This window comes from Mariprofundus aestuarium (assembly GCF_002795805.1).
Taxonomy (GTDB): domain Bacteria; phylum Pseudomonadota; class Zetaproteobacteria; order Mariprofundales; family Mariprofundaceae; genus Mariprofundus; species Mariprofundus aestuarium.
In genome coordinates this window covers 955,107-978,465 of record NZ_CP018799.1, presented here as the reverse complement: position 1 = coordinate 978,465, position 23,359 = coordinate 955,107, and the positions used below count along the sequence as shown (strand labels likewise).

The following is a 23,359-nucleotide window of genomic DNA, read 5'->3' as shown; positions in this document are numbered from 1 at the left end:
GGAGAAAGCATGGTTCAGATCAAAACAGCAGCAGATATCGAGGCAATGAAACCTGCATGTCATCACGCAGCGGATACACTGGTGATGATTGAGCCATATATTAAGCCCGGCATCACCACCGACGAGATCAACGAACTGGTTCACGATTTTACAGTCAAGGCCGGCGCCATCCCTGCCCCGCTGAACTACCACGGCTTTCCGAAATCGGTCTGCACCTCGGTCAACCATGTCGTATGCCACGGCATTCCGGGCAATAAAACACTGGTGGATGGTGACATTATCAATGTGGATGTTACCAGCATCATCAACGGCTGGTTCGGTGACAACAGTAAAACCTTCTTTGTCGGCACACCAAAAATCAAGGCAACAAAGGTGGTTGAAGTTGCCCGTCAGGCACTGGAAATCGGCATTGAAGTGGTCAAGCCGGGTGCGACGCTGGGTGACATCGGCCATGCGATCCAGAGCTATGTTGAAGGCGAGAGATGCTCAGTGGTGCGTGAATACTGCGGCCACGGTATCGGCCGCGCCTTCCACGAGGATCCGCAGGTCCTGCACTACGGCAAGCCCGGCGATGGTCTGAAACTGGAACCCGGCATGGTGTTTACGATTGAACCGATGGTGAATATCGGGCGGGCGGCGGTGAAACTGCTCGGCGACAACTGGACCGTGGTGACACGCGACAAATCACTCTCCGCCCAGTTCGAGCATACGCTGGCCGTGACTGAAACCGGCTGCGAAATCCTTACTGTTCCATCCAGATAAACACCATTTTTGGGCCCCTAAAGTAAAATAAGTGCCGTAAAATAGAGGTGTTCACTTATATTAGCATGGAGCGATGCATACCAACCGCAGATGACCCCTTAGTGTAAAAGGGGCACACCCTGCGCGATATTACTTCCATATAATTGATGAAACGCTACTATGCGCGCCACTTTAGATTAGAGGTACACCATATGTCCCGCAAGCTGCGCAATATCGCCATCATCGCCCACGTTGACCATGGCAAAACTACCCTGGTTGATGAACTGCTGAAGCAGTCCGGCACAATGGATTCACTCCGTGCTGACATGGAGACCTGTGTCATGGACTCCAACGACCTCGAAAAAGAGCGTGGCATTACCATTACCGCCAAGAACACCGCAATCCGCTACGGTGATACCCACATCAACATTATCGACACCCCTGGCCATGCCGACTTCGGCGGCGAGGTTGAGCGTGTTCTGAACATGGTTGACGGTGTAGTACTGCTGGTTGATGCCCGCGAAGGCCCAATGCCGCAGACAAAATTTGTAACCTCCAAAGCGCTGGCTCTAGGCCTGAAGCCGATTGTTGTAATTAACAAGATCGACCGTGAAGGCTCTGATCCTGATGCTGTCGTTGACCTCACCTTTGACCTGTTTGCCTCCCTTGGTGCTACAGATGAGCAGCTTGAGTTCCCGGTTGTTTATGCTTCGGCCAAGAACGGTTACGGCATGCTTGATCTGAATGAAAAGTCCGACAACCTGACCTGCCTGTTCGACACCATCATCGAGCATGTTCAGGAGCCTGAGGGTGACCCTGATGCGCCGCTGCAGATGCTAGCTACTACGCTGGACTGGGATGAATATATTGGCCGTATCGTTATCGGTCGTATCGCCAACGGCCGTATCAAAACAGGTGAAGATATCACCGTTGTACACGCCGACTCCTCTAAAGAGACCTTTAAGGTCTCCAAGCTGCTTGGTTTCCTTGGCCTCAACCGCATCGAAATCAAGGAGGCCCAGGCTGGTGACATCATCGCCATTGCCGGCATCGAGCATATTAACATTGGTGAAACCATTGCCTCCAAAGAGAATCCTATTGCACTGCCGGTAATCCACGTGGATGAGCCAACGCTCTCCATGGAACTGCATGTCAACAATTCACCGCTGGCTGGCACTGAAGGCAAGCTGATCACCACCCGCCAGATTCGTGACCGACTGATGCGTGAAATCCGCACCAATGTGGCCATGCGTGTAGAAGAGACTGACTCAGCCGACATCTATAAGGTATCAGGCCGAGGCGAGCTGCATATCGGCATCCTGCTGGAAACCATGCGTCGCGAAGGTTTCGAGATGGCTGTATCACGCCCTACCGTAATTATCCGCACGATCGATGGCGTTAAACAGGAGCCATACGAGCACGTGACCGTTGATGTGGAGTCAGAGTATCAGGGCTCGGTTATTGAAAAGCTGGGCAAACGCGGTGCTGAAATGACCTCGATGGAGACCAATGCAGACGGTTATACCCGCATTGAGTTCATGGCCCCTACCCGCAGCCTGATCGGCTACACCTCTGAATTCCTCACCGACACCCGTGGCACTGGTATCATGAATCATGTATTCCACGCCTACGGACCGTATGTCGGCGCTCTGCCGGGCCGTACCAACGGCGTATTGATCTCCATGGAGAATGGTGAGTCCGTTGCCTTTGCCCTGTGGAAACTACAGGAGCGCGGCAAGATGTTTATCGGCTCTGGTGAGAAGCTGTATGAAGGCATGATCATCGGCATCAACAGCCGTGATTCAGATATGACAGTGAATCCGATCAAGGAGAAGAAACTGACCAACGTACGTGCATCAGGTAAGGATGAGTCCATTGATCTGGTTCCGCCTATGAAACTGAGTCTGGAGCGTGCTATCGAGTTCATTGCAGATGATGAACTGGTAGAGATCACTCCTAAATCGATCCGCCTGCGCAAGCGTTTCCTCAAAGAGAATGAGCGCAAACGTGCAACACCACGCGCTTCTTAAGTAAAAGAGACAAGCAGTAAAAAAGGCGCCTCGTAGAGGCGCCTTTTTTTATTTGTGAATAAAGCAATTCCGCAGCTCTTCTTCCAGATTCTTACTCGCTGTTTTCACCCCTTCGAATACCCATCAGCTCTGCCTGAATGAAGGCATCAATGTCGCCATCCAGAAAAGCCTGCGTGTTGCCGGTTTCCATACCTGTGCGCAGATCCTTAATGCGCGATTGATCCAGCACGTAGGAGCGAATCTGGTGACCCCAACCGATATCGGTCTTGGTATCCTCCAGCGCCTGCTTCTCGGAATTCCTCATTTCAACTTCGCGCTCGTAAAGACGTGCCTTCAGCATGCTCCAAGCCGCGGCCTTGTTCTTATGCTGCGAGCGATCATTCTGACACTGCACCACGACACCGGTCGGGACATGGGTCAGACGAACTGCCGAGTCAGTCTTATTGATATGCTGACCGCCGGCACCACTGGCGCGATAGGTATCTACCCGCACATCGGATGGATCAATATCAATGTCGATCTCACGCTCAATATCAGGAAACGCAAACACCGATGAAAATGAGGTGTGGCGGCGGTTACCCGAATCAAACGGTGATTTACGCACCAGCCGGTGCACGCCAATCTCTGCCTTCAGGAACCCATAAGCATATTCGCCCTTGATCGATACAGTAGCCGATTTGATACCCGCCTCTTCACCGGCGGTACACTCCATCAACTCGGTCTTGAATCCCTTGCGCTCAGCCCAGCGAAGGTACATGCGCAACAGCATCTCAGCCCAGTCCTGTGCTTCGGTGCCACCGGAACCGGCATTGATATCAAGAAAGGCTGACTCGGCATCGGTTTCACCACCCAGCATCTGGGCAAGCTCCAGCGCTTCAACCTGAGGCTGGACAGCATCCAGTCCTTCCACGGCCTCGATCTGGGAGTCGCGATCACTCTCTTCCAGCCCCATCTCAAACAGCATGGAGGCATCCTCCAGCTCGCTGGAGGCCCGCTTGTATTCGTTGATCACCCTTTCGACCCGGGCACGCTCCTGCATCAGGCGCTGTGCCTCCTCAGCATTATCCCACAAAGTCGGATCTTCGATGCGTGCGTTTAGCTCGCGCAGTTCCTCTTCTTTGGCATCGACGTCAAAGTGACCTCCGCATGGCATCCAGACGACGGTTGAAATCTTCCGCCCGCGTCCTGAAACCTGCAATTCTATCTTCAATATTCATCGTCAACTCCAGCAAAAACAGCCCCTTTCGGGAGGATGTGGAAGGTACATATTCGCTCAATCAAATCAACCATATGTATGGTAAAAGCACTTCATTTCCCCACAAACCAGAAGGTAATTACCCCCTTTATCTTTCAAGTCTCCATCTTCACTCTTGCTCAAGCCAGCGATCTGGCCTAGAAGCCGCCATGGCCATTAAATCCACTATTTTCAAAGCTGAGCTCCAGATCACCGACATGGATCGCAACTACTATAACGACCATGCCCTGACCATCGCCCGCCATCCATCAGAGAACGATGAGCGCATGATGTTGCGCATCCTCGCCTTTGCACTGAATGCGGACGAGAGACTCTCCTTTACCAAGGGGCTGAGCAGCGAAGATGAACCCGACCTGTGGGTTAAAAGCCTCAGTGATGAGATTGAGTTATGGATCGACCTTGGCCAGCCCGATGAAAAGCGCATCCGCCGCGCCTGTGGCCGTTCACAGCAGGTGATCATCTACACCTATAACCGTAACAGCGCGCAGATGTGGTGGGAGAAGATGCAGAATAAACTGCAGCGATTCAGCAACCTGCGCATCTTTAATGTGGATGATGCAACGATGGCAACGCTGGCTGGATTCAGCCAGCGCACCATGCAGTTGCAGTTCACCATTCAGGATGGCACTACCCTGATCTCCGATGGCGAGCGCTCCCTTGAAGTGACGCCCAGCACTACCAAATAACCCGCCGATGGCTGTACGTATCGACAAATGGCTCTGGGCGGCCAGGTTTTTCAAAACGCGGGGTCTGGCCACCGAGATGGTTGGCGGTGGCCATGTGCAGATGAATGGCGAACGCGTCAAGGCATCCAAGCAGGTGTCAGTTGGCGACCTCCTGAGCATCGTGCGCGGTGATGAAGCATTCACCGTAACCGTAACCGGGCTTGCGGAGAAAAGAGGTTCGGCCACCATTGCGAAAACACTCTATGAAGAGAGCGAAGAGAGCCTGAAGGCGAGGGAGAGGCAGAAAGAGCTGCGACGTTTTGATGCAGCCAGCGCGCCTGCACCAAGGAAGCGCCCGGACAAAAAAGCCCGACGCCAGATTATCAGGTTTGTAAGAAGAGAGGACTAATTCGCGGACTTATTAAGCCTGCTCTGCTGCCACCACCTTGTTGCGACCACTCTCCTTGGCCACATAAAGCGCATTGTCGGCACTCTGGGCCAGCTCAGAAGGTGTGCCTGCATGTGAAGGAAATGCGGAAACGCCGATACTAGCTGATACCTTCAGGTTCTCGATACCGGAGCCTTCGAAGGTGTCACTTTCTATATGCATGCGGATGCGCTCGGCGGCATGCACCCCCTCCTCCAATGGCGTCTCAGGCAGAAGCACCGCGATCTCTTCACCGCCATAGCGGCAAATCGTATCAATATTTCGGCACTGATCCGTGATCAGTTTACTGATCCGTTTCAGCACGAAATCACCGGTGCTGTGGCCGTAGTTGTCGTTCACCTTTTTAAAGAAATCGACATCAATCATCAGCATTGTCACCTGCTTGCCGTAACGGGCAGCACGCTGGCTCTCTATCTCCAGCTGGTTCTGGAACATGCGATGGTTAAGCAGCCCGGTAAGGCCGTCATGCGTAGCCATTTCCCTGAGTTTCTCATCCGCCTTGAGCAGCCTATTTTCGGTCTCACCAAGCAGCCGGTAGAAGAAGGCGAAGAGTGAAAGTCCTACAAAAATGGCAATTGCAAGCGCCGTGATCACCTTGCCACGGGCTGCCATCGACTTGGATGTAATATCCATAAAGGCCACCGCAAACCCGATATGCTCCTTGCGCACATCCTTGAGCGATACCGGAACCACCCTGAAATTGATCTCTCCACTTGCCATATCAAGAGGCTTGATATCAACGCTCCTTCCTCCGCTGGCAAACTGATCAAGCAGTGGTGCGGAGACCTTCTCCTGGCGGAATGCGGTGGATACCAGATTCTCGAAGCGATCCCAGTTCGGCACGCGACCGAGCATCTTCACCCCCTCCTCCCAGCGCTCACGGGTCAGCAGCGACTTCTCGATAAACACAGAGATACCGACGTCCATCATATTCTCAATCTCGTCGAACAGGTGTTCGACCTCCATGCCCACTTCAACGTAGCCGATCAGCGTGGATGTCTCCCCATTAGTAACATACCAGGGATAGACATAGCGCAGTGTAAAGGTACCGAGAGGACCGATCTCCATGCCGTAGGACGCCGATCCGGTACGCTCAGCTTCCATCATCGTGAAGCGATTAATCTTATCACCGTGACGTTTGGGCTGGTGTACACGCAACAGGTTGACGCGACTCTTGTCGGTGAAATACCAGTGGGTGATGCCGTACTTCGCTTTTATATCGGAAAAATGTTTGCGGCTAAGCACCAGTAGCCGCTGGCGATCATTGCGAATCAGGGCCGCAGCCATAAGCTCGTTATTAACAATGCTCTCAGTGGCCGCCGCCAGAATCTCGGCATGGTCAAAGAGCCCCTTCTGGTAAAGATACTGGATTGAGGAGCTGACCCGCCTTGCTTCATGCTCAAGGTCCTGCTGCTGCTGCCGATAGGTCGTATAAGCGAAAAGTGCAACAACAAGCACGACCACTGCGGAGAAGGGAACCAGAACTGCCCATTTAAGCTTAGGCTTTTCAGGCGGGCGATCAACAGAAGCAGCAGGGTCAGGTAACACCATAATGCCCTCCTATAGCGAACTACTGACTAGTATAGGATGAATGGCTGATAAATTCCAGACTGCAATAAGCTGCCATCCACTCTCTGACAGCATGGAGAAGCTATAAAAAGCGGCGATTAGGCTGGTATCAGATCCTCGATGACAAACTGCACTGCGCCATTGCCTCGCCATTCATCCTTCTGCAGTTGGCCCAGTACAGAAACTGTCAGGCCGGGCTGAATGGCATCACCAAAACCATTGGCACCAAACACAATGCCATCGATCCAGCTGGATCCATCGGTCAGTTTCAAACGGCAAACACCCCCCTTAAGATCACGCCGGTCGGCGATATGCAGATCATTCACCAGCCATGTGCATGCAGGGTTGCCGCGCCCTAAAGGGTTGAACCGTGACAAACGCTCAGCCAGCGCAATGTGCATCGCAGTTAGTCCAAGCAGACCATCTACAGGCAGCAGCATGTGATCAGCACCATGCTCTTCCTGCTCATCAACCGCTTTTTCGAACGCAGCGACAAAGCCATCCCACTGACCTGACTTGATGGTGCCACCACCGGCTCCCGCATGGCCGCCAAAACCATCCAGATGCTCGCCACACGCATTTAACAGGTCACCTACGTGGTAACCCGGGCTACCGCGCAAAGAGGCCCTCACAGCACCATCCGGCGTTACGAAAGCAACCGCTGCAGGTTTGCCGTGCTTACGGGCAAGTCTGCCCGCTGCCAAACCCACCACACCGGCATGCCAGGCCTCATCATAGACAGCCAGCACCTTCGCCCCACCCAGCTTGGCCTCGGCCTGCTTGAAAACCTCAGCCTCAACCTGACGTCGCTGTTTATTCGTTTCATCCAGCTCAGCAGCCAGCTTAGCCGCTTCGGCAGCATCAGATGTGGAGAGCAGCCGCATCGCCGCCTCACCATGCTGCAGGCGACCTGCCGCGTTAATGCGCGGCGCAATATAGAAACCGACCGTTTCAGCCGTCACCTCTTTTTTCACCTTGGCGACATTGAGCAGTGCCCGCATACCGGTCGATGGATCGGTATTAAGCTTTTTCAAACCGTGATAAACGAGAATGCGATTCACGCCTATCAGGTCCATCACATCGGCAATGGTTGCCACAGCCACGCGATCCAATAGAAGACGCAGATCGAACGCGGGGCGTTGCCCTTTCTCACCGAGCAATTTCCAGACCGCCATCAACAGGAAGAAGGCGACACCGGTACCGCACAACCTTCGATCACCAAAGCCGCAGTCGCTACGGGCCGGGTTAAGCAGTGCAAAACAGCCGGGAAGCGAGGCTTCCGGTAGATGATGGTCGCTGACAATCAGATCAAGACCAAGGCGGGTTGCCTCATCACAGGCATCGAAACAGGTGGTTCCGGTATCAACGCTGATACCGAGCTGGGTCCCTGCAGCAAACGCCTGCTGAACCGGCTCGACACCGATACCGTGTCCATCATCAGCGCGATGCGGAATCGAGAAGGTCACATTGGCCCCTGCCGCTTGCAGCGATTCAACGAGTATCGCAGTGCCGTTGACGCCATCAGCGTCAAAATCACCAAAGATATGAATCGATTCACCATTCACCACTGCATCACTCACGCGCGCTGCGGCCTTGCTCATGTCAGCCATGACAAAGGGATCAGGTAGATCAGCAAGCTTGGGTGAAAAGAAGGGGTCCGCCTCGCTCAATCCACGCGCTGCCAGCAGACCATCCCATGCCGTCACCGGATCATCAGCAACCAGTGAACCATTGCGCCATGCAAGTTTGCGCCCTTTAACCGTATTCCCCTCTGGCAGCATCTACCCCTCCCCCTTCAGCAACGAATTCAGGAGAGTGTTGAGAGATATAACGGCGCTTAGAGTGTGTAATTTATGAAAACAGGTGATTGTCATGATCTGTTCGGAAGACTCCCTCCGATTCACCACCATGACAACCACTTATACCCAATAATGAGACCTGCCCCTAAATTGAGGGACAGGTCATCTCCAATCCTTTATCAGGCTGTATTCTACTTAGAATTAGCCTCGATCCGCTTGTCCCAGAACTGGTCAGCTAGCCCTTTCAGTTCCTGAGCAAGGTTATTCAGGGAGCTACTGGATGCTTCAGTCTCAGTAGAAGCTTCCATATTGGACTCGGAAGCATTGCGAATCGACAGTACACTTCGGTTAATCTCTTCAGCTGCCGCCCCCTGCTCTTCAACAGCCGTGGCAATCTGTGAATTCAGGTTGTTAATCATGCCGACTGCAGAAGCAACTGCCTCCAGAGATTCTGCCACTTTCTTTGACTGCTCTACTGTATCCAGAGCCTGTTTCTGGCCATCCACCATTTTTTCCGCAGCTGATTTGGAGTGGCCTTGGAGGTTGCTGATCATATTCTCAATTTCTACGATTGCTTCATGCGTATTGGTAGCCAGAGTCTTGACCTCATAGGCAACCACGGCAAAGCCTTTACCTGCCTCACCAGCACGAGCCGACTCTATGGTTGCATTCAATGCCAACAGACTGGTTTGCGTGGCGATCTCACGAATGAGCGTGAGAATATTACTAATTTCATCACTCTCTTTTTCCAAGTCTCTTATTACACCGGCAGACTCTTCCACCAGAGCTGCCAGATCATTAATTTTCCCTGTTGCCTCATTAACAATTTGGCTGCCAATAGATGTTTGCTCATGTGCGTTATTTGCTGCTTCCGATGCATCCTGAGCATTACGCGCCACTTCCTGAATGCTGGATGTCATTTCTGTCATGGCAGTTGCCACAAGATTGGTTTCAGAGAACATTGCTTCAAGTCCCTGATGGCTCTGATCGACCGCATGCCGAAGTTGCTCGGAATCACCGGCAATCTGCTCGGATGAATCCGCCAAACGACCTACAATACCGCCGCCTTCTGCTTCCAGCAGCTTCATAGCCAGCATAATCTGACCCATATCATCCCGGCGACCGGTATAAACGTACTGCATCACCTTATTATCAACCACCTTGCGGGATGCGGCTAAAAGTTTTGTAAATGGCCATGAAATGGCATAAATCATCACCGCTGACATCAACACGCCCATGCCAAGCCCCTGCCATGCTGCATCTGGTTCGATACCTTCAACTAGATGGAAGAGCACCGCATAAAGCATCAAGGCAACAGCACCGACAAGCCTGCTCTTTAATCCCGGCACAGGAATATTGAAATACCATGGCAGGGAGCCTGAATTTATCTTCTTATAAAACCGCTCAGCATGCTTAACTAGGCTACGATCCGGCTTGCTTCGAATAGATTGAAACTCAGCAATAGCACCATTTTTCATGATTGGTGTGACAAATGCATTAACCCAGTAATGACTGCCGTCTTTGCAACGATTCTTCACGACCCCCATCCATGATTTTCCTGATTTTATAGTGGCCCAGAGGTCAGCAAATGCCAGCTCCGGCATGTCCGGATGCCTTACAACATTATGATTCTTATTGATAAGCTCATCATTGGTGAAGCCACTGATATCAATAAAGTCTTTATTCACATAGGTGATAACACCCTTTGGGTTTGTAGTGGAAAGAATGTTTGCCTTGGCATCAAACTCTTTTTCTTGCTGTGTCACTGGTAAATTCTTTTTCATAAACATCCTCATGGCATCGAATTGGATTCACTAAGCTTCTACCTAACTGCATCTGTCCATCTATCGGAAGAAATTTCACATTCCTTAATGGATAAACGACTTGGATCCGGTTTGCTAGCTACTGGCACAACATGACAAGCATCTTCTATGCCATTGTTTGCATGCTTTCTGGAGATTACCCACTTCAGAAACTACGGCTATTACATAAGGTCCAGAAACGGGTGCTTAATTTCCATCTGGCATGTTGATTTTGGCAGGCAAGGCTCTATTCAACCCATAGAGAATATCAGAAACAGGAAGAGTCCTGATCAGTGGCATTACGGCGATTGCATCGGGCTAATAATTATTGGCATCGGAATATTTTTCATTGCTGCATCAGGCTCTTTCAGATTATTGCCTGTTAATATACAGACAATGGTTTAACAGGCTTCAGGTAGCTTTATACCCACGCCCGCACATATGCGAACAGATCGGATTCAGGTTTCGGTGACTTCGGATTCCATGAGACTTTGCCAAACTTCGGCATCAGCGACTTGGTTAGCAGTACCGCATGCCCCTCTCCAGCCAGCAGCACCCGTTTCGGCAAATTGGTATCAGGATTCACAAGCTCAGCAAAACGCTCAACCTCGCTTATTACCACCTTCGCATCACGACCATCGACAAGCGAAGCCAGCAACGGATTGCGCGTCGCCACAGCAACCGCACTCTCATTTCCCGGTTGAGGCCATCGGGCAGGGTCGGAGAACCAGAGCCCACTCACATCCACTTGTCGTGCTTCTGGCTGAAACTGGTGCAGTACCATCTGAATCTCGGACATCAGACGGTTAAGCCTGCCGCCGTCTGCCCCTTCGTGGTGACGATTAGGCAGCATTTTACCAGAGATGGCGGCAAAGGAGAGAGGGTTGGCATTGAGTGTTTCACGACAGGCAAGCAGCAGTGCCGCACCAAGCTGGTGAAGGCTCATCCCCTCCTCGCAAAGCAGCGGATTAAGCTTCCCGCATAACCATGCTGCATCCTCTTGCGACCATGGAAACAGCCCTTCGGGATAGACCCTTATGGAGTCGCGTGTCAACTGGGCGTGATATGGGGTAACCGTCCAACACTGTGTTGTTTCTGCTGGCAGGTTTAAAACCTTGTTTGCCAGTAATAGTGTCGGATCTGCTCCCAGCAAAGCTGCATACCATTCAAGGGGAGTACGATCAGCGCAATGAAACCATGACTGTTTGCGGGAGGTGAACTGCTTGTCCCATAAAAAAAGATCAGGATGGAGCATAACCCCATCCTGATTCCTTATTAATGCCTGACTGACAATCAGCATTGAGTCTGTGATTACGACTCCAGGGCCCGGCGTACCGAATCTTCATTGGCATCAATGGTGACCGGTGTGGCAACACCCTTCATGGCCGTATCGGGATCTTTCAGGCCATTGCCGGTCAGGGTGCAGACGATGGTCTGGCCTGGCTGGAAGTAACCGGCTTTGTTCAGCTTGATAATACCGGCCACAGATGCAGCTGATGCAGGCTCGCAGAATACACCTTCAAGACAGGCCAGCATGTTATACGCTTCGAGAATCTCTTCATCGGTCACCGCATCGATCACACCACCGGATTCATCACGCGCAGCTTCCGCCTGCTTCCATGATGCAGGTTTACCGATACGGATCGCCGTAGCGATAGTCTCCGGGTTCTCAACCGGATGCCCCAGAACGATCGGAGCAGAACCAGCAGCCTGGAAACCGAGCATCTTCGGCAGGCTCTTGCTGATGCGCTTCTCATGATACTCTTTATACCCCAGCCAGTAGGCGGTGATATTACCAGCATTGCCGACCGGCAATGCGTGGAAGTCCGGTGCAAAACCGAGCTCATCAACAATCTCGAATGATGCAGTCTTCTGACCCTGAATACGGTACGGATTCACCGAGTTCACCAGTGAGATCGAACCATCAGCTGAAATCTCCCGTACCAGCTCCAGAGCATCATCGAAGTTACCGCGAATCTGGATCACCTTGGCACCATAGCGCATACCCTGACTCATTTTACCAAGCGCGATCTTGCCATCGGGAATCAGCACATAGGCTTCCATGCCTGAGTTAGCTGCATAGGCAGCGGCAGAGGCAGAGGTATTACCGGTAGAGGCACATATGATTTTACGTGAGCCTTCATTATAGGCCTGCGTTACGGCCATGGTCATACCACGGTCCTTGAACGAGCCAGTCGGATTCAAGCCCTCGAACTTGAGGAATATGCTCAGCTCAGGATTGATCGCATTCCGCAGGTTGTGCGATTCATGCAGCGGCGTATTGCCTTCATAAAGTGTGATAACCGCATCATCTTTAGCGATGGGCAGAAATGCACGGTAACGGTTAATGATTCCTTCGTATCGAGGCATAGTCTATTCCTTATGCAACGGCTGATTCTTTACGCAGAATCAACACGTCATCTTCTTCTACGGCTTCAAGGCCGGTAATACGGCTGATCGCCGCCTGCAGGTTTCCTTCGGTTGTTTCATGCGTCAGCATGACAATCGGCACATTATGGCTTGCGTGACGCTCCTTCTGGATCAGCGCTTCAAGACTGATGCGATGGTCGGCCAGGATCGAGGTCACCGATGCAATAACACCCGGCTTATCCTTCACCATCAGGCGGATGAAGTACTCACATTCCGTGTCAGCCATCGGCATGGTCGGTTTGTCCCGACGCGAGCTCTGCACAAAACCCATAGGCGGCGCCAGATGGGCAATACCATCGGGGAAACCACTGGCGATATCCATGATATCAGCGACCACAGCCGAAGCCGTTGGACGCTCGCCTGCACCGCGACCGAAATACATGGTGTGTTCAACAAAGTCGCCCGAGATCTGTACCGCATTATAGGAATCGGAAACCTGTGCCATCTGGGAAGCAAGGGGCACCAGCGTCGGGTGCACACGCATCTCAACAGTCTCCACTTCACCTTCGGCGCCGTGCGGCTTGGCGATGCCCAGTAACTTGATACGATAACCCATCTCGTGGGCCGATTCGATATCCGCAGCTGTGATTTTGCTGATACCTTCGGTAAACACCTCTTCAAACTTGATCTTCGAACCGAAAGCCATGGCCGCCAGAATAGAGAGCTTCTGGGCGGTATCGATTCCTTCGACATCAAATGTCGGATCAGCCTCGGCATACCCGAGCGCCTGCGCCTCTTTGAGAACATCGGCGTAATCGGCACCCTCATTCTCCATCTTGGTGAGGATGAAGTTACAGGTACCGTTAAGGATACCGTAAACCGATTCAATCGCGTTGGCAGCAAGTCCCTCGCGCAGCGCCTTCATGCACGGAATACCGCCACCGACAGCCGCTTCGAAGCCGATCTGAAGCCCTTTCTCTGCAGCAACAGGAAACAGCTCCTCGCCATGTTTGGCAATCAGCGCCTTGTTGGCGGTAACCACATGTTTCCCATGCTCAAGTGCCGTCATCACAAAGCTGCGCGCTGGCTCATAACCACCGATCAACTCAACGACCAGGTCAACATCGTCAGCAGTAACAATATCATTGGCATCATCACTCAGGCGAATATCGGAAAAGTCGAGGCCACGATCTGTTGCCAGATCACGATCAGCAGCAGCAACAAGCCTCACCTCTTTGCCAAGGCGGCGGCTTATCAGCTCTTTCTGCTCGATCAGGATACGGGCCACACCAACACCGATCGTGCCAAGCCCCAGTAGTCCTACTCTCAATTCAGTCATTTATACTCTCCAAACCATGATCCACAAAGCACCCCAGGGCACCTTCTCTTGCTCAAGTGCAATTCACCTTGACACAGAGTAAAAACTTTCAATTAACTCAACATGCACGCCATCTTTTCTTCGTGCCTTAGGGTAAAAAATCTATTCCTTACGAACCGGAATTAAGGAACTGTCGCATGCCGCGCAGCGCCTGACGTGTCCGGTGTTCGTTCTCAATCAGCGCAATACGCACATGGTTATCACCGTAATCGCCAAAGCCGATGCCAGGGGAGACGGATACGCCACCCTCTTTCATCAACCGTTTGGAGAACTCCAGCGAACCCATGGATTTAAACTCATCGGGAATCTCAGCCCAGACAAACATCGATGCCTTTGGCTTCTCAGCCATCCAGCCCATCTGGTGCATGCCGCTGATCAGTACGTCCCTTCGCGACTGGTACATGGCTCGAATCTCATCCACACAATCCTGAGGCCCATTGAGTGCTGCACATGCAGCAATCTGCAGGGGCTGAAAGGTACCGTAATCGAGATAGGATTTAATCTTGCCAAGGGCCGCGACAATATCCCTGTTACCTACCATGAATCCCATGCGCCAGCCCGGCATATTGTAGGTCTTGGAGAGTGAGTAGAACTCAACCGCCACATCCTTGGCCCCCGGCACCTGCATAATGGATGGGCATTTATAACCGTCAAAGGTGATCTCGGCATAAGCGATATCGGAGATGACGATCAGATCATTCTCACGGGCAAAATCAACCAGCTTCACATAAAAGTCGAGATCAACGACTTGTGCAGTCGGATTGGACGGGAAATTAACCACCAGAATCTTCGGGCGCGGCCACGAATCTTTCACCGCCTTTTCAATATCACCGAAATAGTCACGATCCGGACCCATCGGCACATGGCGGATATCGGCTCCTGCGATAATAAATCCGTAGGGGTGAATCGGGTATGCCGGGTTCGGGGTCAGGATCAGGTCGCCGGGTGATGTGATCGCCACAGCCAGATGCGCCAGCCCCTCTTTTGAACCAATGCATGCAATCGCTTCGGTTTCAGGGTCAAGGTCGACATCAAACTTACGTTTGTACCAACCGCAGATTGCTTTGCGCAGCCCCGGAATGCCCTTGGACATCGAGTAGCGGTGATTGCGCCCATCCTGGGCTGCCTCACACAGTTTATCGACGATATGCTGCGGTGTTGGCTGGTCCGGATTACCCATACCAAGATCGATAATATCTTCACCAGCATGGCGAAGCTCCATTTTCAGTTGGTTAACAACTGCAAACACGTAAGGAGGAAGGCGTTTGATCTTTTCAAATTCGCGCATGAATAAGGTTTTTTCTCCGCTGAAAGGTAATCCTCAAAAGGGTGCTGAGACTACGAAGCAGGCTGATTACGGTCAAGGAAGGGTAAATTTACAGGTTAGAAGTACAGCCACACAACTTCACTGCTCTTTGATGATGTCTACTGGTTCGAGGAGGCTTCATTTCTCTTTCTGCGAAACAGAAGCAGTGCAACAAGAATCACAAGCGGATGTAAAATGACGCCTGATGCAATTCTTCTCATGATCTCTTCAGCAGTAGATGGGTCAGATGCTGTAGCATATATGAGTATATTTGCCCCGATTGCGATGGCAGCACCGCCGGCCAGCGAGGCCAGAAGGGCAAGCCAGATATGATTGACATAGCGCGCAATTAAATAGCCGCAGCCAATGTCCAGAATAATGCTCAGCATGCTTTTACCCCTGTATTCAGATTCCATGATAGATCAAAAAAGTGTGTTGATAGTATCAACTTTAATCATGGGCAGTTCAACAGAGAGCTGCTTTTTTCCGTTTTTTAACACTTGTACTATAATAGGAATAAAATCGTTCATGTTGCGGGAGAAAACAAATGAACAACTTCTGGCTCAAACGCTTTCAGATCATCATCTGCATCTTATTCATACTGCTACTGCTGGTTACATCTGAGTTAATAACATAATTAGCGCCATCCAACACAGAGGACTGCAGCTCCTGCTGGACGGGTAAGCCAGCAGTATCAAATAACAATAACAACACCTCAATCCGGAATTTGCCCCCTCTTCCTATGAAACCCTTATTTATCGGACAATGATCCTCAGTCGAAACAAAAGAAGGCCCGCCATAATGGCGGGCCTTCTCATGATACTGAACTATTCAGATCAGTGTTTCTTTACATCTTTCCAGACTTCTACTTTCAGACGCCACAGTACGAGAGTCAGAAGAAGCAGGAAGCCCATTACCCAGCAGCCAATAGCACGGCGGGTGTTCTGATGCGGATCACCAATGAAGGCCAGAAACGCAGATACATCCTGCGCCTGCTGCCTCAATTCAGCTTCTTCATCAGCTTCATGATCCAACCATGAGAGTGGATCCGGCATGGCAATACGATTACCAGGGAAGACCCTGTTCCAGTTACCATCCGGCACCTTGCCCTCATGATCGTGCTCGTAACCGATTAGCAGTGAGTAGACATAGTCTGCACCACCACGGCGGCCAGGAACGATCAGTGAAAGATCAGGTGGAGCCTTACCATAGGAGACCACAGCATCTTCAACCGAAAGGTCAGACTTCATGCCATCCATCAGTGATTTCTCACCACGAAGCTCATCCACCTCTTCGCGTGTCAGGCCGAGCTCAGGATAAGCCATCAGACCACGGTAGGTAAGATACTTAGCTGAATGACAGCCCATGCAGACGTCGGTGAATACTGTGAGACCACGGCGCAACTGCTCCTGATCTGTCATATCCACTTCGGCGTGCTCAAGCGCAGCACCACCACCACTGGCCATAGCCTGTGTTGAGAAGCCCATCAAGGCTGCAGCAACCATTGCCATCAAGAATTTAGTCGTTTTCATCTTAAATCCCCTCCGGTACTGGCTTTGTCTTCTCGAACTTCGGCAATATTGGCAGCGCCAGGAAGAACAGGAAGTAATATGCCGTCGCAATCTGCCCAACCACCTTCAGTGTAGCTGTAGGAGCCGAGTGACCACAGTAACCCAGTACGATCACATCAATGAAGAACATGATAACCATGATCTTGTAGACGGGACGGAAACGGGCCGATCGAACCGCAGAGCGGCAGAGGAATGGCAGCACAAACAGGATACCGAGAGAGGCACCCATGGCAGCCACACCCAACAGCTTGCTTTCGAACGAACGCAGGATGGTGTACCAAGGCGTGAGATACCATACCGGCGCAATATGCGCAGGTGTCTGCAGGTTGTTCGCAGGCACATAGTTATCCACTTCAATGAAGTAACCACCCATCTGCGGGTTGAAGAATACGATGTAGCAGTAGAACAGCAGGAAGAAGGCTACGCCGAATGCATCCTTGATGGTGTAGTAAGGATGGAACGGAATCATCTCTTCAGGCTTGTGCAGATCGATGCCGTCAGGGTTGTTGGAGTGAACCACATGCAGTGCATGGACATGTCCGCCAACAATAGCCGCCAGCAGCAGCGGGAAGAGATAATGCAGCGAGAAGAAACGGTTCAGCGTTGGATCTCCAACTGCAAAGCCACCGACCAGAACCTGGCCAATATACTCACCCAGCACAGGAATCGCGCCGAACAGATTGGTAATTACGGTTGCACCCCAGAAGGACATCTGACCCCAAGGCAGCAGATAACCAAAGAAGGCAGCACCCTGCATAATCAGCAGAATGACAACACCGATGATCCACAACAGTTCGCGTGGAGCCTTGAATGAACCGTAGTAGAGGCCACGACCGATATGCATATAGACCACAACAAAGAACATCGAAGCGCCAACCGCATGCATATAGCGGATCAGCCAACCGAAGTTTACATCTCGCATGATGCGTTCAACAGAATCGAATGCGACGGTGAATCCGCCGAATGTCGCTTCAGCCGAAGGCTTGTAATACATCACCAGGAAAATACCGGTAAGAATCTGCAGAACCAGCACCAGCAGTGCCAAGGAACCGAAGTTCCACATGTAGTTCAGATTCTTAGGTGCCGGATATTCCGTCAACTGAGACTTGATAATCGCCTCAGCACCAGTTCGCTTGTCAATCCAGGCGAACAGCTGTGTTTTCATGATTTTATCTAACACTTTTTCCCTCCCCCTGAATTATCCGATCACTACTGTAGTGTCGGTTTTATATTCGTATGGCATCACGTGCAGGTTATGCGGTGCAGGTGATCCATTGATAACGCGCGCTGATAAATCGTAGTAGGAGCCGTGACATGGGCAATGCCAGCCACCAGCCCAATCCTCAGGAACGGAATCGCCCCAGTCCTTGCGGCCTGCGCTTGGTTTAAACAGCGGAATACAACCCAGGTGTGTACAGCTTGCCACTACAATCAGGTATTCAGGTTTAATCGCACGATACTTACGTGCTTCAGGCGTATCCATCCATGCTTGCTGAACTTCGGCAATAGCTTCGGAATTGGCATCCTTAAGTTTATCGTCGTGGCCATCCACCTGCTTCAACAGCTCTGGTGTACGATGCACTACAAATACCGGTTTTCCCTGCCACTGAATAGTGACAAGCTGACCAGCCTCTACAGTAGATACATCAAATTCAGTTTTCGATGCAGCCAGTGTATCTGCTGCTGGTAACATACTGCCGATAAACGGAACAATAGTAGCACCTGCAGCAACAGCTCCTAAACCACCCGCGGCAACGTAAAGAAAATTACGGCGCGACTGATCTGCTTGATCTGTCATAGACTCTCCTCCCCTCTTACATTTTCAGACTCAATCTAAAGGATGAATGACTATCAGCCTCCAGACTGACGGTCAACATTTAGATGACGTGAAACCTTACCCCATTCACAAGCGCACTACAAAAGAAAAAAACCCGCCAGTTGTTACGCTGACGGGTCATCATTTCACGGAAAGTAACCTTAATTTTTAGCGGGTCAATTACACGCCGTCGGCAAGATCCCTGATCTCTTTGATTGCCTTGGCATAATCATCCGTATTGTAAACTGCAGAGCCAGCTACGATTGCATCCGCACCAGCGGCACCTACTTCAGCAGCAGTCTTCACATTCACGCCACCATCTACTTCCAGCCAGGCGTCAGAACCGGCATCATCCAGCATCTTGCGTGCTTCGCGAATCTTATCGGTTACTGCATAAATATAAGACTGACCACCGTAACCCGGGTTCACACTCATCAACAGCACCAGATCGACGCAGTGCAGTACATTTTTAATAGTGGAAACCGGTGTGCCAGGATTCAGGCTCACACCTGCTTTTTTACCGTAAGAGCGAATCAACTGCAAGGTACGTTCAAGATGGACACATGCTTCCTGATGCACAGTAATAATGTCTGCACCGGCATTGGCGAATGCCTCTACCTGCGTATCCGGATGCTCTACCATCAGGTGCACATCAATCGGCTTGTCGGTGTAACTGCGAATCGCTTTGCAGATATTGTCACCAATAGTAATCGGAGGCACAAAAGTTCCATCCATTACATCAAAATGAATCCAGTCCGCGCCAGCTTTATCAACAGCAGCGATCTCATCGCCCAGACGTGCGAAATCAGCCGACAGAATGGACGGTGCAATTACAGTATCTTTCTTCATGGAAAGGCCCCTCTTCTTATGTATGTCTCATTATTAAGGAAACGCTGATTAATTCAGTGACTCCGTGCAGCCCATGGACGGGTTGCCAAACTGGCCACGTAAGTGGTTAGTTTGTGAGCAAAAGAAAAAACGACGCTTTTGCTTTTGCGTACTGATTATTGGCAGGATGCCAATGAATTAGCGTCTCCTTAATCGAGGCCCGGAAAAATAGCGATTTACGGCCTATTCGTCCAGCTTGGATAACCATTCACTCAGTGCAGACACCTGTTTTTCAGTGAGCGGGCCGCCGGCAAATGCAGCAAATCCGGGCATATGTTGCGAACCTGTGCCATTGGCAATCAGCGTTGTGAGAATATCCCGGTCGCGAATATGCCTGAGGGACGGTGCCACGCCGCCAGCCCCATTGTCGCCGTGACACATCGCGCAGACCGCCCTGAAAATATCGATACCGGCCACCTTGCCTTTGGCCGGTTCAAAGTGGCAAGCGGCGCATTTGCCATCAAAAATTGAACGCTGTGTAGCACCCATGTGCGGGTTGGGGCGCACGGCAAAGGTAAGCCAAGCTTTGCTTGTTTTACCATCGGCATCGGTCAGCAACACCCATTTCCTGATATCATCCTGCTTGGCAAAGGTATCGATCGTCACTCGTATGCGGGTAAAACCACCGGGCATCAGCAGCGACTCCTCAGGCTCAGCCACGGAGCAACCACAAGAGGTCTGCACATCGACAATCTGCTGTATGGTCTCGCCGGAGTTGCGTACGCGCAGGTAAGCAACTACATCGTCGCCCTCCTTCAAGGTGCCCAGATCAACATCAGCAGGTTCAAACACCAGAGTGGAAGCCTGAGCTACAGGCTCGACTATTTCCTGCTTCACTGCCCCCCTGGACTGCTCTGCGCAGGAGGAGAGCATCAGCGCCAGCAAAACAGGCATCAGATATCGAACAACTACCGGCATAACCACTTCTCCAAAGCTTCAGGAATTTCACATTGCCCCATCATCATGGACTGCAACTGGGGCGCTTCGCATTGTAGCAACGTCTCGATAGCTGACGCCACCTTCTCATCTTCCGTATTGGCATCAAGCAGTGGGGAGAGCCATGCATCCAGTTCCAGCATGCCCTGTCGGTTCAGCCGATAGCGCATACGGCGAAGGTTCACTTCCGTATCTTTCACCACAATGTGACGACTAAGATTTGCGCGCTAACAGCTTGCGCTTGATATGGTTAATTGCCGCCGTCGGATTGAGTTCTTTCGGACACGCCTCCATACAGTTCATGATCTGATGGCAGCGGTAGAGACGAAATGCATCCTCCACCTGATCAAGACGCTCACCGGTCGCTCCATCACGGGAGTCGACAATCCAGCGGTTGGCGTGCAACAGCGCTGCAGGCCCCAGAAAGCGGTCACCATTCCACCACCATGACGGGCACGAGGTGGAACAGCAACCACAGAGGACACACTCGTATGAACCATCCAGCCTGGCGCGATCCTCAGGTGACTGCAGCCGCTCATGCTCGGGAACCGGTGTTTTTGTCTGCAGCCACGGCTGAATCTGGCGGTACTGATCAAAGAAGTGGTCCATATCGACCACCAGATCGCGGATCACATGCATGCTTGGTAGCGGCCGCACATGAATCGGCTGTTTCAGCCCCACAATCGGTGTAATACAGGCAAGTCCGTTCACACCATTTATGTTAAGCCCATCGGAGCCGCAGATACCCTCGCCGCAGGAGCGCCGATAAGTAAGCGAACCGTCCAGCTCCCACTTGATATAGTTGAGGGCATCGAGCAATTTCATGCCACTGTTCAGCAGAGGCACTTCAAAGGCCTGCATGGATGGCTTACCACCCTTTTCAGGGTCATAACGGAATACCGAAAGCCGGATCATCTCACTCATCAATACACCCTCTTTTTGGGTGGAAACGACTCTATTGTCATCGGTTTCAAACGTACCGGCTTATAATCCAGCTCAACGCTGCCACCCTTGATGCTGGCCAGCGTATGCTTCAGCCACTTCTCATCATCACGTTCCGGGCAATCATCGCGCGCATGGGCCCCACGTGATTCCGTGCGTGCCAGTGCACCGGCTGCCGTAACGCGGGCCAGTGCCATCAGATTTTCCAACTCCATCGCCTCGATCAGCTCGGTATTGAACAGACGGCAACCATCGACGATGCGGGCGGTCGACATCTCTTTAGCCACCGCCTCGATCATCTCCACCCCTTCACGCATCACATCCTCTGTCCGGTAGACACTGAAATGGTCGGACATGATTGATTGCATGCGGGCACGCACATCGCCAATCCGTGGACCACTTTCATCTTTAGCAACCGAATTAAACCAGCGCTCAACCCTCTCCACTGCTGGCCTCCAGCATTCCGGATCCAGAGGCGGATGATAACGGCGCTCCTGCAGGAACTCGTTCACCCGCTCCCCACAAGCATGGCCAAACACCACGATCTCCAGCAGCGAGTTACCACCCAATCGATTGGCTCCGTGAACTGATGCGCACGCGGACTCGCCAATCGAATAGAGCCCCGGAAACACAGCTTCCCGGTTTTCCCCATCGGTAAATAGGACTTCAGTATGGCGATTGGTTGGAATGCCTCCCATGGTGTAGTGCATGGTAGGCTGAACCGGGATTGGCTCCTTGGTGCAATCGACGCCGGCAAAACGAAGCGCCAGTTCATAGATATTGGGCAGGCGCTCGTGAATCAGCGCCTCACCCAGATGGTCGAGCTTGAGCAGTACATGATCTTTTTTGGGGCCACACCCCCTGCCCTCACGAATTTCCAGCGCAATGGCCCGCGACACCACATCGCGACTGGCAAGATCCTTGGCAGTCGGCGCATAGCGCTCCATAAATCGTTCACCCTCACCGTTAAGCAGGTAACCACCCTCACCGCGTACACCTTCGGTAATCAGCGGGCCGACATCGGCAATACCGGTGGGATGAAACTGGAAAAACTCCATATCCTCCATCGGCAGTCCGGCATCCAGTGTCAGTGCACCACCATCGCCCGTGCAGATATGGGCATTGGTGGTCACCTTGAACACACGCCCTGCCCCGCCGGTGGCAAGAATCACCGCCTTGGCCTGAAAGAGATGGTAAGTACCGGCCGCGATATCCCAGGCCATAACACCGTGACAGCCATCGTTATCGGTGATCAGATCGAGGGCAAAAAACTCCTCATAAAAATGGGTGCCAGCACGCAGGTTCTGCTGGTAGAGCGTATGCAGGATGGCGTGACCTGTACGGTCAGCTGCCGCACAGGTGCGTAGCGCCTGCCCACCCTCACCGAACTCGCGGGACTGACCTCCAAAAGCACGTTGATAAATCGTGCCATTATCCAACCTGGAAAAGGGTACGCCCTGATGTTCCAGCTCGCGCACAATACGGGGAGCTGCGCGACACATATATTCAATCGCATCCTGATCACCGAGGTAGTCAGAACCCTTGACCGTATCATACATGTGCCACTGCCAGTTATCGGAGAGTACATTACCCAGTGATGCGTTAATGCCGCCCTGAGCTGCTACTGTATGAGAGCGCGTCGGCAGCACCTTGGTAACGATGGCAACACGGTGTCCCGCATCAGCTAGCTGCAGTGCACAGCGCATGCCTGCCCCACCGGAACCGATGATCACAACATCGTGAAAATGGTTGGTGACCTGATCACTGGACAGATAGGTCATGCATTCACCTCGATTAAAGAGCTATTCAGCGTGTCTGTATTTTGGTCGCCAGCAAGACGCAA

Annotated in this window: 21 protein-coding genes; 4 read left to right on the top strand and 17 right to left on the bottom strand. The window is 52.0% G+C overall.

Annotated features, from left to right (window positions below; translation table 11 throughout):
• Positions 1 to 9 precede the first annotated feature (9 nt).
• Together map and typA are read left to right on the top strand one after the other, a co-directional pair.
• Positions 10 to 762, top strand: a complete 753-nt coding sequence (gene map, locus Ga0123461_RS04860; RefSeq protein WP_100277299.1) for a type I methionyl aminopeptidase — start codon at positions 10 to 12, stop codon at positions 760 to 762.
• Between the two features lie 191 nt (positions 763 to 953).
• Positions 954 to 2,771, top strand: coding sequence for a translational GTPase TypA (typA, locus tag Ga0123461_RS04855; protein ID WP_100277298.1), 1,818 nt, complete (start codon positions 954 to 956; stop codon positions 2,769 to 2,771).
• A gap of 91 nt (positions 2,772 to 2,862) precedes the next feature.
• Here typA and prfB read toward each other — a convergent pair.
• Positions 2,863 to 3,988 (bottom strand): peptide chain release factor 2 gene (gene prfB, locus Ga0123461_RS04850; protein WP_157819230.1). Its coding sequence is split into 2 segments (ribosomal slippage): positions 2,863 to 3,912 and positions 3,914 to 3,988, totalling 1,125 coding nucleotides; the frame shifts between segments, so codons are not numbered across the junction.
• A gap of 187 nt (positions 3,989 to 4,175) precedes the next feature.
• On the opposite strand from prfB, the gene Ga0123461_RS04845 reads away from it, so the two are divergent.
• Together Ga0123461_RS04845 and Ga0123461_RS04840 are read left to right on the top strand one after the other, a co-directional pair.
• Positions 4,176 to 4,712, top strand: a complete 537-nt coding sequence (locus Ga0123461_RS04845) for a YaeQ family protein (RefSeq protein ID WP_100277296.1) — start codon at positions 4,176 to 4,178, stop codon at positions 4,710 to 4,712.
• Between the two features lie 7 nt (positions 4,713 to 4,719).
• A complete protein-coding gene (locus Ga0123461_RS04840) occupies positions 4,720 to 5,100 on the top strand; it encodes an RNA-binding S4 domain-containing protein (RefSeq protein ID WP_100277295.1) in 381 nt (126 codons plus the stop codon).
• A 12-nt stretch (positions 5,101 to 5,112) separates the two neighbouring features.
• On the opposite strand, the gene Ga0123461_RS04835 is transcribed toward Ga0123461_RS04840, so the two are convergent.
• The 16 genes from Ga0123461_RS04835 to sdhA all read right to left on the bottom strand — a co-directional run bounded on the left by Ga0123461_RS04835 (position 5,113) and on the right by sdhA (position 23,297).
• Positions 5,113 to 6,690, bottom strand: coding sequence for a sensor domain-containing diguanylate cyclase (locus Ga0123461_RS04835; RefSeq protein WP_100277294.1), 1,578 nt, complete (start codon positions 6,688 to 6,690; stop codon positions 5,113 to 5,115).
• A 116-nt stretch (positions 6,691 to 6,806) separates the two neighbouring features.
• A complete protein-coding gene (gene recJ, locus Ga0123461_RS04830) occupies positions 6,807 to 8,489 on the bottom strand; it encodes a single-stranded-DNA-specific exonuclease RecJ (protein ID WP_100277293.1) in 1,683 nt (560 codons plus the stop codon).
• 209 nt (positions 8,490 to 8,698) lie between these two features.
• A complete protein-coding gene (locus Ga0123461_RS04825; RefSeq protein WP_198507129.1) occupies positions 8,699 to 10,291 on the bottom strand; it encodes a methyl-accepting chemotaxis protein in 1,593 nt (530 codons plus the stop codon).
• 439 nt (positions 10,292 to 10,730) lie between these two features.
• Positions 10,731 to 11,564 (bottom strand): threonine synthase, encoded by an 834-nt coding sequence (locus tag Ga0123461_RS04820; RefSeq protein ID WP_157819229.1) that lies wholly within the window; start codon positions 11,562 to 11,564, stop codon positions 10,731 to 10,733.
• Between the two features lie 56 nt (positions 11,565 to 11,620).
• A complete protein-coding gene (thrC, locus tag Ga0123461_RS04815; protein ID WP_100277290.1) occupies positions 11,621 to 12,679 on the bottom strand; it encodes a threonine synthase in 1,059 nt (352 codons plus the stop codon).
• Positions 12,680 to 12,689: 10 nt separating this feature from the next.
• Positions 12,690 to 14,018: a homoserine dehydrogenase gene (locus Ga0123461_RS04810; protein ID WP_100277289.1), complete on the bottom strand. Its 1,329-nt coding sequence runs from the start codon at positions 14,016 to 14,018 to the stop codon at positions 12,690 to 12,692.
• 148 nt (positions 14,019 to 14,166) lie between these two features.
• A complete protein-coding gene (alaC, locus tag Ga0123461_RS04805; RefSeq protein ID WP_100277288.1) occupies positions 14,167 to 15,345 on the bottom strand; it encodes an alanine transaminase in 1,179 nt (392 codons plus the stop codon).
• A 137-nt stretch (positions 15,346 to 15,482) separates the two neighbouring features.
• The gene (locus tag Ga0123461_RS04800) at positions 15,483 to 15,752 is read right to left on the bottom strand and encodes a hypothetical protein (protein ID WP_100277287.1); all 270 of its coding nucleotides are present in this window, start codon (positions 15,750 to 15,752) and stop codon (positions 15,483 to 15,485) included.
• Between the two features lie 447 nt (positions 15,753 to 16,199).
• Complete coding sequence (locus tag Ga0123461_RS04795; protein WP_100277286.1) at positions 16,200 to 16,895, bottom strand: cytochrome c1; 696 nt, start codon at positions 16,893 to 16,895, stop codon at positions 16,200 to 16,202.
• A 1-nt stretch (position 16,896) separates the two neighbouring features.
• A complete protein-coding gene (locus tag Ga0123461_RS04790) occupies positions 16,897 to 18,099 on the bottom strand; it encodes a cytochrome b (RefSeq protein ID WP_100278686.1) in 1,203 nt (400 codons plus the stop codon).
• 33 nt (positions 18,100 to 18,132) lie between these two features.
• Positions 18,133 to 18,732: a ubiquinol-cytochrome c reductase iron-sulfur subunit gene (gene petA / locus Ga0123461_RS04785; RefSeq protein ID WP_100277285.1), complete on the bottom strand. Its 600-nt coding sequence runs from the start codon at positions 18,730 to 18,732 to the stop codon at positions 18,133 to 18,135.
• A 198-nt stretch (positions 18,733 to 18,930) separates the two neighbouring features.
• On the bottom strand, positions 18,931 to 19,599 hold the full coding sequence (rpe, locus tag Ga0123461_RS04780) for a ribulose-phosphate 3-epimerase (RefSeq protein ID WP_100277284.1): 669 nt from the start codon (positions 19,597 to 19,599) through the stop codon (positions 18,931 to 18,933).
• A gap of 222 nt (positions 19,600 to 19,821) precedes the next feature.
• Positions 19,822 to 20,556, bottom strand: a complete 735-nt coding sequence (locus tag Ga0123461_RS04775) for a DUF1573 domain-containing protein (protein WP_100277283.1) — start codon at positions 20,554 to 20,556, stop codon at positions 19,822 to 19,824.
• The gene (locus Ga0123461_RS04770; protein WP_232710373.1) at positions 20,547 to 20,777 is read right to left on the bottom strand and encodes a succinate dehydrogenase assembly factor 2; all 231 of its coding nucleotides are present in this window, start codon (positions 20,775 to 20,777) and stop codon (positions 20,547 to 20,549) included. Before Ga0123461_RS04770 ends, Ga0123461_RS04775 begins: the two co-directional genes overlap by 10 nt.
• Before the next feature lie 10 nt (positions 20,778 to 20,787).
• Positions 20,788 to 21,498 carry a succinate dehydrogenase iron-sulfur subunit gene (locus Ga0123461_RS04765; protein WP_100277282.1) on the bottom strand — a complete coding sequence of 237 codons (711 nt, stop codon included), beginning with the start codon at positions 21,496 to 21,498 and terminating at the stop codon, positions 20,788 to 20,790.
• On the bottom strand, positions 21,498 to 23,297 hold the full coding sequence (gene sdhA, locus Ga0123461_RS04760; protein ID WP_100277281.1) for a succinate dehydrogenase flavoprotein subunit: 1,800 nt from the start codon (positions 23,295 to 23,297) through the stop codon (positions 21,498 to 21,500). The genes Ga0123461_RS04765 and sdhA overlap by 1 nt, the downstream gene beginning before the upstream one ends.
• Positions 23,298 to 23,359: the final 62 nt, after the last annotated feature.